Source organism: Pontiella sp. (assembly GCF_041622395.1).
GTDB lineage: Bacteria > Verrucomicrobiota > Kiritimatiellia > Kiritimatiellales > Pontiellaceae > Pontiella.
Genome location: NZ_JBFJYW010000135.1, coordinates 1 through 9,933, shown reverse-complemented (window position 1 = coordinate 9,933; position 9,933 = coordinate 1). Strand labels below are relative to the sequence as shown.

9 protein-coding genes and 1 pseudogene are annotated in these 9,933 nt (G+C 61.8%); 6 read left to right on the top strand and 4 right to left on the bottom strand.

Features of this window, described 5'->3' with window-relative positions:
• From ABYO54_RS09260 to ABYO54_RS09235, 6 genes and pseudogenes are all read left to right on the top strand, one after another.
• A pseudogene (locus ABYO54_RS09260) lies at window positions 1–388 on the top strand (arylsulfatase); the annotation flags it as partial.
• Between the two features lie 450 nt (window positions 389–838).
• Window positions 839–2,149: an arylsulfotransferase family protein gene (locus ABYO54_RS09255; RefSeq protein WP_372807968.1), complete on the top strand. Its 1,311-nt coding sequence runs from the start codon at window positions 839–841 to the stop codon at window positions 2,147–2,149.
• Window positions 2,146–3,471 carry an arylsulfotransferase family protein gene (locus ABYO54_RS09250; RefSeq protein ID WP_372807967.1) on the top strand — a complete coding sequence of 442 codons (1,326 nt, stop codon included), beginning with the start codon at window positions 2,146–2,148 and terminating at the stop codon, window positions 3,469–3,471. The genes ABYO54_RS09255 and ABYO54_RS09250 overlap by 4 nt, the downstream gene beginning before the upstream one ends.
• Window positions 3,462–3,653 carry a hypothetical protein gene (locus tag ABYO54_RS09245; protein ID WP_372807966.1) on the top strand — a complete coding sequence of 64 codons (192 nt, stop codon included), beginning with the start codon at window positions 3,462–3,464 and terminating at the stop codon, window positions 3,651–3,653. Before ABYO54_RS09250 ends, ABYO54_RS09245 begins: the two co-directional genes overlap by 10 nt.
• A 2-nt stretch (window positions 3,654–3,655) precedes the next feature.
• Window positions 3,656–4,429: a hypothetical protein gene (locus tag ABYO54_RS09240; RefSeq protein WP_372807965.1), complete on the top strand. Its 774-nt coding sequence runs from the start codon at window positions 3,656–3,658 to the stop codon at window positions 4,427–4,429.
• An 8-nt stretch (window positions 4,430–4,437) separates the two neighbouring features.
• The gene (locus ABYO54_RS09235; RefSeq protein WP_372807964.1) at window positions 4,438–5,547 is read left to right on the top strand and encodes a sulfotransferase; all 1,110 of its coding nucleotides are present in this window, start codon (window positions 4,438–4,440) and stop codon (window positions 5,545–5,547) included.
• A gap of 3 nt (window positions 5,548–5,550) precedes the next feature.
• Here the strand turns inward: ABYO54_RS09235 and recO are convergent, their stop codons facing one another.
• From recO to ABYO54_RS09215, 4 genes are all read right to left on the bottom strand, one after another.
• The gene (recO, locus tag ABYO54_RS09230; RefSeq protein WP_372807963.1) at window positions 5,551–6,294 is read right to left on the bottom strand and encodes a DNA repair protein RecO; all 744 of its coding nucleotides are present in this window, start codon (window positions 6,292–6,294) and stop codon (window positions 5,551–5,553) included.
• A complete protein-coding gene (gene mgtE / locus ABYO54_RS09225) occupies window positions 6,295–7,686 on the bottom strand; it encodes a magnesium transporter (protein ID WP_372807962.1) in 1,392 nt (463 codons plus the stop codon).
• A 19-nt stretch (window positions 7,687–7,705) separates the two neighbouring features.
• Window positions 7,706–8,725: a peptidylprolyl isomerase gene (locus ABYO54_RS09220; protein WP_372807961.1), complete on the bottom strand. Its 1,020-nt coding sequence runs from the start codon at window positions 8,723–8,725 to the stop codon at window positions 7,706–7,708.
• 132 nt (window positions 8,726–8,857) lie between these two features.
• On the bottom strand, window positions 8,858–9,933 hold a 1,076-nt coding region (locus ABYO54_RS09215; RefSeq protein ID WP_372807960.1), incomplete at its 5' end, for a SpoIIE family protein phosphatase.

The window sequence follows — 9,933 nt, the reverse complement described above, 5'->3', positions numbered from 1 at the left end:
GATGGATGTGCTGCCGACCTTCGCCAAGCTCTGCGGCGCCTCGTTGCCGGACGATCTCGTAATTGATGGTAAGGACATGATGCCGACGCTGGTGGAGGGTGCGGGCAGTCCGCACGAGTATTTCTTTTATGCCCACTGGGGCATCTTGGAGGGCGTTCGCTGGAAGTCCTGGAAGCTGCGTGTCGTCGATGGAAAAGAAGCGCTCTATAATCTGGACGAAGACATCGGTGAAAAGGAAAACGTCGCGGCCGACCATCCCGAAATCGTCCAGCAGCTTAAATCCGCCATGCAGGGTTTTGAAAAAGAGATGGAGGCAAACGTCCGGCCTGCCGGCGCTGTGCAAAATCCGAACTGCTTAACGCTGGGCAAGACCCCGGGCGGCGAATAACGCCGCGCCCTCGTTCCTCGGGGGCTGCGTCCTGCGCGGCCACCCCTAAACCCATTCGATGCCAGGGGTGTGGGGCGTACCGCTTTCTCACCGCGGGTCTGCGCGGGTCGCCCGGAACCGTAAGGTCGCGTAGCTGATCCTGATCTCATTGAGTATCCGCGGCCATCTGAGTTCATCGGTAGCTCCATTCCCGGATGTAGGTTAACCCTGCAAAATTCCCCCTTCCGGGGCGGTTGCGTTCCAATGGGACGCTCGTGTTCCGATTTGCTAATGGCGCGGCCAACGGGGGTTGCGGACTCCAAAATCACATGACAAAGAATTCATTTGTCATATGCCGCGGGGCAGGGGATATCTGTTCGTGCGTGATGGTTGGATTCGACTGTGGCTTTTTCGTTTTGCGTGGCGCCGCGTCTGATGTCTCGTGGGGATGGGGATAGGACAAGGTTTTTGATGAAAAGCAATGCGATATTGGCGATCGGCGCCGTCGGCATAGGTCTCTCCTTTGCGGCGGGGGCCGTCGTTTCCGAGTTCCAGTTGTCGCCGATCTACGGCTTCTTCAGCCAGGCATTCAGTGCGGCCGGGGCCTTGAAGGTCAAAACCTTTGAGTACAACAAGAAACGGAGCACGGATCTTTGGACCAAAACGCGCCGTACGGCGGCCGGGGTCGTTCTCTGGAACAAGGACAAGGCGTACAAGGGCTACACGTTTCTGGTTTCCGGCCACGCCCAGGAAGCCTACCTGCTGGATATGAAGGGGCGGACCGTGCACAAATGGGCAATGCCGTTCCGCAAGGCGTGGCCGTCCCATCCGCATATCAAACGCCTCGTGGGGGATGCCTACATGGCTTGGCGACAGGCCGTCTTGTTGCCCAACGGCGACGTGATCGTTGTCTTCATCGGCCAAGGCGCGGCCCCGTGGGGCTATGGCCTGGCCCGCATCGACAAGGATTCGAACGTGCTTTGGACCGTCGACGATTATTTCCATCACGATGTAACTCTGGGCGAGGACGGCAACATCTACACCTTGGTGCACCGCGTTTCCAAGAAGGATATTCCGGGCTTGCCCGAGGTGCGGCAACCTTATTTCCGCGACTATGCCGTCGTCTATTCGCCGGACGGAAAGGAGCTCTACCGCATCGATCTCTTGGATGCGCTCGTCAAGCGCTTCACGCAAACCGGCGAAGAGGAAAAACTCTATTCCTTCATCCATCGCCGCAACGGCGACTTCCTGCACACCAACACCGCGAAATATATTCCGGAGTCGTTTGCCGACAAAGTGCCCGGGGTCGAGCCGGGGCAGATTCTGGTTTCGTTCCGTAGCCTGAGCATGATCGCGGCGGTCGATCCCCGAACCCAGTCGGTGGGCTGGACCTTGCTCGGGCCCTGGAAACGGCAGCATGATCCCGATCCGCTGCCCAACGGCAACCTCCTCGTCTTCGACAACGTTGGCCGGCGGCTCGTGGGCGGGAAATCCGCCATCATGGAATACAACCCGGTGACCGGGGACGTGGAGTGGCTTTATGCCGGGGCGGAGCAGGATTTCGATAGCAATATCCGCGGGGTTCAGCAGAAGTTGCCCAACGGAAACGTGCTGGTGACGGAGACCCAGGGCGGGCGCGTGCTGGAAATCACGCGCGATAAGGAATTGGTCTGGGAGTGGGATTCCCCCTTCAAGAGTGCGCCGGACATGGAATACACCGCGGTCGTGATGGGGGCCACCCGCTTTGCCGAAGAGGAATTGCCTTTCTTGGAGGGCCTATGAACCGGGTCATGAATGGATTCTTTGTTTTTTTGACGGTTGCGGGTCTTGGCTTCCTCTCCTTTTTCGGGGGGGTGTTGGTCGGCGAATACGATGTCCGCCCGTTTTATTCCCTGCTGCGGCCGGCGTTCGCTCTCGCCGATCTGTTGTGCGACCGCCCGATGAATGGTGCCCTGCTGGGGAACTCCGGGCTGTGGTCGGCCCGACCCGCAGGCAAAACGGGGCTGGTCTATGCGGCCCCGTCGAAAGCCTTTGAGGGCTATACGCTGTTGTCTTCCGCCCACGAGCAATCCGCCTTCCTCTACGACATGCAGGGTGAGCTGGTTCACAAGTGGCAGCTGCCGTTCGAACAAATCTGGGAGACGCCGCCCTATGCGGAGACGGCCGCCGCCCATGCGCAGTTTTACTGGCGTTCCATGCACCTCTACCCGAACGGCAACCTGCTGGTTTCCTGTTGCTTGGCCGACAACCCGCGGGGATATGGACTGGTGTTGATGGATTCGGAATCAAATCCGGTATGGACCCTCGACGAGCGCGTTGCCGGAGCGTTTTCCGTGGATGGGGCCGGCCGGATACATGCCCTTGTGCGGGAGATTCGCAACGAACCGATTCCCGACCTACCCCAGCTCGTTTGCCCGTTCATCGACGATGTGCTCGTTACCTTCTCTCCCGAGCGGGAGGTCCTTTCGCGCGTCAGCTTGATCGACCAAGCCGTCAAGGCCGTAGGCGGGCGGAATCTCTCCTTCCTCAAGCCGCTGCCGGACGGGGCCTTGGGCACCTCCAGCATTCACCCGGTTTCGTCGGCCCTCGCCGGCAAATTCCCGGCGGTCAACGAGAGCGACCTGCTCGTCTCCATGTCCGCCGCCGGGCTGCTGGCGATCGTCTCTGCGGATACCGGGAAAATCGAATGGATCTTCGACGGACCCGGCGAAAAGCAGTCGTGTGCCCGGGCTTCGGCGGCGGGCGACATCCTCCTCTTCGACGGCCAAGGGCTGAAGCAACGGGGCCTGAAGTCCGCCGTGGTCCGGCTCGATCCGGCGAAGCGCAAGGTGACCTGGTTGTATTCCGGGCAACCGGGCCAGGCTTTAAACAGTGCCTACCATGCCGTTCTGGAGGAGTTGCCCAACGCCAACCTCTTGGTGACGGAGGCGATGGAGGGGCGCATCTTCGAACTGACCCCCGATCGAAAGGTGGTCTGGGATTGGCGCAGCCCGTTCCGCGCCGGCAAGGACGATTCCTTCGTCGCCGTTGTTCTGGGGGCCAAACGCTATGGAAAAAACGAAATCGATTTCAAATTCAACAATGGAGGCCGGGAATGGTTTTGATTCCTGATACACTCGGATATGTCGGTCCCGGGGCGGGACTCAGCGCCTTGGGAGCCCTATGGGCGTTGATTGCCAGCATCGGGCTCGCCCTGGGGGTGATCCTCGTTTGGCCCTTTCGCTATCTCATCCGCAAGATTCGCGGCAAGGGAACCGGTTCGGGCGGCAAGCCGGAGACACCGTAGGCATGTTCTCCCATGGATTGCTCGGCCTCCCGTTTCCGCTCTACGGCGCGGTCAACGGCGTCTTGTCGGGGCTGCTGGGGGCCGCCGGGGCAATCCTGGTCTGGTCGTTGTTCTGTTCCGGGGCCGTTCTCTTCCTGTATCGCCTCTGTTCGCCCCAGGAACAACTGCGTTTTTTCAAGCGGCGCATGCGCGAGATCCAGGTGGAACTCGCCAAAAATCCCGACGATCTGCGGGCGCTGCTTCGGCTCTCGGGGGAAAACATCCGCCTTGCGCTGAAGCGTTTCGCCTTTACGTTTCTTCCCACCTGCATCGCGGTTTTGCCGCTGTTTTCGCTGACCTGCTGGATCAATGCGGAATATGGCTATGCCGCCCCGTTGCCGGATGAGCGCATCGGGATTGCGGTGCAGCCCGAAGGCGCCGCCTTCCTTGTCGGCACGCTGCCGCCCGGCCGCGCGCCCGCGGCCACCAATGCGGTTCGCATGGTGGCGGGCATGTCCGGCGTCGTCCTGCTGGATTCGTTGGGGAACCCCTTGCAGACGGTCGGTTTCCCGCCTCCGGGCAATGCCGTGGCGCATCGGCAATGGTGGAACGGACTGCTCGGCAATCCGATGGGCTACCTGCCCGCCTCGAGCGAGATCGATTCGGTCCAGTTCGCATTTGGCCGCCGGGACTTCATTCCCGTCGGTCCGAACTGGCTGCGGGGATGGGAGACGCTGTTTCTGATGGGTATGACGGTCTTCTCCCTCCTGCTCAAAATCGTGTTCAAGGTCGAATAGGTTCGGGCATGGCAAAAAGCACGGTACCAACCGAAACCCGCTTGCTGAGCAACCTCGTGTTCCACGCCCGTCCTTTCTGGGCGGCGATGGGCAACCTGGAGAGCGGCATCCTGCGCGACGAGCTCGATCGCATTGCGATCGACCGCCCCATCTATGTGGCGGGGTTGGCCCGCTCCGGCACCACCATCCTGCTGGAGTTGCTGGCCGCCCACGAACGAACCGCCAGCCACACCTATCGCGATTTCCCCATGCTCTACACGCCGTTTTGGTGGAATTGGTTCCTCAAAACCGCATCCGGGGGCAGGCCCGACCGCCGGCCGCTCGAAGAACGCACCCATAAAGATGGAATCCAGGTGGGCCCGGAAAGCCCCGAGGCCATGGAAGAGCCGCTCTGGATGCACTATTTCAGCGGGCTCCACGACCCCGCCCGCTGCAACGTCCTCGATGCCCGGGACCGCAACCGGGACTTCGACCGCTTCTATTCCAACCATATCCGGAAAATCCTGTTGGTGCGCCGGGCGCAGCGCTATTTGGCGAAAGGCAACTACAACCTGTCGCGGATCCGCTATCTGGCCCGTCTCTTTCCCGATGCGCGGTTCGTTGTGCCCGTGCGCGAGCCGCTCATGCACATCGCGTCGCTGCGCAAGCAGCAACGCCTCTTCGAAAAACTGGAAACCGAAGATCCCGCCGTTCTAACGCACATGTGCAGGGTCGGCCATTTCGAATTCGGCTTGAACCGGGTTCCGGTCAACCATGGCCGGCACGAAACCTCGGAGCGGATCGTCGCCCTGTGGAACGCCGGGCAGGACGTCGAGGCATGGGCCTGGTATTGGGACGACGTCCACCGCCATCTGCTGGAGCTCTTGGACGATCCGCAACTCAAGGAATCGATCCTCGTGGTTGACTACGATGCGCTCTGTTCGGATTCGGCGGCTTGGGTCGACGCGATCTTCGGGCACTGCCGGCTCGAACCGGACCGCCGCTTGGTCGAGGAATATGCGCAAAAGCTCAATCCGCCCGCCTATTACCAGCACGGTTTTTCCCGGGAGGAAATCCGGACGATCGCCGGACGCACCCAAGAGACCGCGGAGCAACTCGGCATACGCCTCGGGGCGTAATCGCTATGCCGCCTGCGTGGCGGCGTTGCGGTGTTCGGGGTTGAGGTTGAACTGGGCGTGCATGAAGGCGGCGGCAATGGCGTCGAGGGCCGTTCGCTGCCGACCGTTTAGCTGGGTTTGGACCACGGAGGCCGGGTGCCCGGCCGCTTGCCAGGCGCGTAGGATGGCGAGCACGTCCGGGGGGCAGTCGAGGGTCGGGAATTTGTTTTCCCTCGCGCAGGTTCGGCAAACGATTCCGCCTTGGGAGGCGCAGAAGCGCAGATCGGTTTTGGCGGCGCACAGCAAGCAGTTTGCCAGCTGCGGGGCGTGGCCGTGGTGCCGGCAAAACCGCAGCTCGGCCCAGAGCAGGAATTGCGGGAAGCGGCCATAGTCCACGGCAAAATCAAGCAGCTCCTCGAACAGCTCGAACAGTTCGGGGTGGGGGGCGTCTTCGGGGGTTGTTTTGTTGACGAGCGCGGTGAGATAGGAGGCGGCCTGCATGGCCCGCCAGTCGGTCCGGAAGGCCGTGCGCGGTTGCAGCAGGGCGCACTCCTTGCCCGTGTAAAGGGTGCTGCTGCGGTGGGTGAAGTAGAGCAGCTCGCTGGTGCCGAAAAGTTGGTATTCCCCGAGGAACGCGCTTTTCGGCCGCTGTGCCCCCTTGAGTAGGGTCGAGATCTTTCCGTGGTGGCGCGTCAGCCAGTGCACGATGCACGACGTGCTCGCGTACGGATGCAGCGCGAGGGGAATGGCCGTGGCGCGAACGAGCATTCAGCCTCCCAGCAGCAGCGAGCGCACCGCGATCAAAGACACCGTGACGCCATAGTAGATCAACAGGGCGAAGATGTCGTTCGAGGAGGTCACAAACGGCCCCGATGCCACCGCCGGGTCAACCTTCATCCGGCTGAGCAGGACCGGGACGAGCGCGCCGAACACCGCCGCGAACGTCATGGCCGAAAAGAGGGCGATGCCGACGGTGGCCGCCAGGTAGGAGGGCGGGATGATCGTTGGCCGCCGCCCGATCATGATGCTTGCGTAGATGGCGATGGCGCACCCGCACATGAGTCCCATGCTGGCCCCCGCAATGATTTCGTGCTTCAGGATCCGGGCGATTTTCTTGGTGTGCCCGGTGCCGAGTGCAATGCCGCGGATGATGAGGGTCGAGGATTGGATGCCGGTGTTCCCGCCCATGGCCATGATGACGGGAACGAAGGCGCCCAGCACGATGACGTCGCTCAGCGAGAGGTAGTGGTGGTAGTTGTCGAGCAGCAACACGCTGGCAAACCCCGTGGTCAGCGTGATCAGCAACCAGGGCAACCGCGATTTGAACGCGTGCAGCGGCGAGTTGTAGTCCAGCTCCGAATCGCTCGATCCCGCCAGCTTGAAGATGTCTTCCGAGGCCTCTTCTTCCATGACGTCCATGATGTCGTCGACCGTGATGCGGCCGACCAGCTTGTTTTGCCAATCGAGCACCGGCAGCGAACTGAGGTCGTATTTCGAGGCCAGGCGCGCAACCTCTTCCTGGTCGGCATCGGTATGGATGACGATGGTCTCCTTTTCCGCCAGTTCGTCGAGCGTCAGGTTGCGGTTGGTCCGCCGGATGAGTTCCCACAGCGGAACCCATCCGATCAGCCGTTGTTCGGTGTCGATGACGTAGAGGTGGTAGAGCGGTTCGTCGAGTTCGAGCGATCCGATGTAGTCGATCGCTTCCGAGGCTTTCATGTTGCCGTGGACCGCCACGAAGTCGGTGGTCATGATGCCGCCGGCCGTGTCCTCGTCGTATTGCAGCAGCTCGCGGACATCGTCCGATTCCTCGTCCTCCATGAGATCGAGAATCCCTTCGCGCTGCTGGTCTTCGAGCTCGCCGAGCAGGTCGGCGGCGTCGTCCGGCGCCATTTCCTCGACGAGATCCGAGATCTCCTCGTCGGTCAGCTCTTCGAGAATGTCGGCCCCGGCTTGGTCGTCGAGCTCCGCCAGAACGTCCGGCTTGATCTCGGGATCGATCAGCTCGAAAAGCTTGTTGAGCGAGCTCGACGGCGCGTGGTTGATGATTTCCGCGATGTCGGCCGGGTGGAGCTCTTCGAAGAACTTGGGGATTTGCTCCCAAAGCTCGCCTTTGATGCAGAAGTTGACGCGCTCTTTCACCCGGGTGATGTTCGACATGGCGGGACTCCTTGGAAACCTATTCGCCGGCGTCAATCAGCTCGACATCGAAGACGAGCCATGCGTTCGGGGGGATGACGCCGCCGGCGCCGCGCGCGCCGTAGCCGAGTTGCGGCGGGATGACCAGCGTTCGCTTGCCGCCCTGTTTCATCATCATGATGCCTTCGTCCCAACCCGGGATGACGCGCCCGGCACCGACCGGGAATTGGATCGGGGCACCGCGCTCGACCGAGCTATCGAACACGCTTCCGTTGAGCAGTTTGCCCGTGTAGTGGACGCTGACGGTTGCGCCTTTTTCCGGGGAGGCGCCTTGGCCCTCTTCCTTGACCAGATACATCAGGCCGGATTCGGTTTTTTTCGCGCCGGGAAACATCTTTTGGATCTTGGCGAGCTGTTCGGCGGCGGCCGCCGCGGTTTTTTCCTGCTGGATTTTATCGAAGTTGGCCAGCAGGGAATCGAAGGTCGCCTGGTCGGATTTGAAGGCCTTCGCTTGGTCGCCGACGCGGAGGATGGCGACCTTTTTGATCGTGTCGCCCTGGGCGATTTTGTTCACCACGTCGAGTCCGGTCACAACGTGGCCGAAGACGGTATGCTTCCCGTCCAGCCAAGGGGTCGCCTTGTGGGTGATGAAGAATTGGCTGCCGTTGGTGCCCGGTCCGGCGTTGGCCATGGAGAGAATGCCCGGCCCCGTGTGTTTGAGGGACGCATCGATTTCGTCGGGGAAGCGGTAGCCGGGGCCGCCGCGGCCGGTCCCCTCGGGGCATCCGCCCTGGATCATGAAGTCGGGAATCACCCGGTGGAAGGCGAGGCCGTCGTAGTAGGGCTCGCCCGCTTCTTTCTGGTTGTTCTTGAGGGACCCTTCGGCCAGACCAACGAAGTTGGCGACGGTCAGCGGGGTTTTCTCGAATTCCAGCATGCAGACGATTTCGCCTTTCGAGGTGGAAAACTTGGCGTAGAGCCCCGGTTCGGCGGGGTCTTTGGCGGCGGTGGCAAGGGAGCCGGCGGCGAGGGCCGACGCGAGAATGGCAGCTGTTTTCATGGTGACCTTCCTGTGTTTATAAAACGAGAGCCGGAACCCTATCTGAAAAGGTTCGGTTGTTGAAGTCCGGAGTTGCCCTTGTTCGCGCCGCGCGGCCGGCTTGGAAAAGCTTCCGGCCGCGATCCTTCGGCGCTACGGGCAGAGCCCGTTGAGCGAGAATCCGAGCAGGCAGATGTCGTCGCCGAGTTTGTTGCGGTGCGTGTATTCGCGGGCGGTCTCGATCAGGCGAGGGAAAAGCTCCTTGAGCGGAAGGTTGCAGTTTTCCAGCAGGCTTTCGCCCAGATGCACGCTGCCGAATTCTTCGCCGGAGTCGTCGGCCGCTTCGCAGATGCCGTCGGTATACATCAGGATTTCGTCGCCCGGCTGGAGTTGGAGGGAAAAGGTTTCGTACGCAAAGTCGTCGGTGATCGCCAGCGCGGGGCCCGCGATGCCCTCCTCGATCGGGAGCAACGCGGCTTGGTGCTGCCGGGGCTGGATCAGGTACGGGGGCGGGTGGCCGGCCAAGGCCCCGGTCAGCTCGCCGGTGCGCAGGTCGATCGTCAGGCAGCAGGCGGTGGCAAACATAAAGGCGTCCTTGCTTTGCAGCATGGGGTGCAGCTGCCGGTTGAGGGCGGTCAGAAAGTCGCCCGCCGCGCGCGGTTCGCGCGCCAGGTTGTCGGCCAGCGCCCGGATGATTCCGGTGACGAGCGCCGCGCGGACCCCGTGGCCCATGGCATCGCAGATGAGCAGTCCGGCGCGGTGCTCGTCGAGCTTGTGCACCGCGCAGTAGTCGCCACCGATCTCGCTGTCGGCTTCGTAGAAATAGTGGAAATCGATCAGCGGTTTTTCGCCGGGGGCAACAAAGACCGGATAGATCTGCGGCAGGAAGGTCTGTTGCAAGCGGGCCGCCATCTGCAGATCCTGCTCAATCTGTTCGTTGGCCTGCCGCAACTGTTCGTTGGCCGCCTCGAGTTGCTCTTCCTTCTGCTTGAGTTCGGTAATGTCGCGCCCGATGCCGATGCACCCCGCAACCTCGCCTTCGGTTCCGCGCAACGGGATCTTGGTGGTGGAGACCCATTTCATGTGGCCGTCTTCCCATTCGGCGTGTTCCTCTTTGCATTTGAGCGCAACCCCCGTCTCGAAAATGCGCAGTTCGTCCTTGCGCGCCGCATGGGCAAACTCTTCGGTGAACAGGTCTTCATCGCTCTTGCCGACCGCGGCGTGCGGGT

Coding starts and splice junctions, on each gene's coding strand:
- ABYO54_RS09255 (WP_372807968.1), top strand. CDS start 839: ATGAAAAGCAATGCGATATTGGCGATCGGCGCCGTCGGCATAGGTCTC.
- ABYO54_RS09250 (WP_372807967.1), top strand. CDS start 2,146: ATGAACCGGGTCATGAATGGATTCTTTGTTTTTTTGACGGTTGCGGGT.
- ABYO54_RS09245 (WP_372807966.1), top strand. CDS start 3,462: ATGGTTTTGATTCCTGATACACTCGGATATGTCGGTCCCGGGGCGGGA.
- ABYO54_RS09240 (WP_372807965.1), top strand. CDS start 3,656: ATGTTCTCCCATGGATTGCTCGGCCTCCCGTTTCCGCTCTACGGCGCG.
- ABYO54_RS09235 (WP_372807964.1), top strand. CDS start 4,438: ATGGCAAAAAGCACGGTACCAACCGAAACCCGCTTGCTGAGCAACCTC.
- recO (WP_372807963.1), bottom strand. CDS start 6,294: ATGCTCGTTCGCGCCACGGCCATTCCCCTCGCGCTGCATCCGTACGCG.
- mgtE (WP_372807962.1), bottom strand. CDS start 7,686: ATGTCGAACATCACCCGGGTGAAAGAGCGCGTCAACTTCTGCATCAAA.
- ABYO54_RS09220 (WP_372807961.1), bottom strand. CDS start 8,725: ATGAAAACAGCTGCCATTCTCGCGTCGGCCCTCGCCGCCGGCTCCCTT.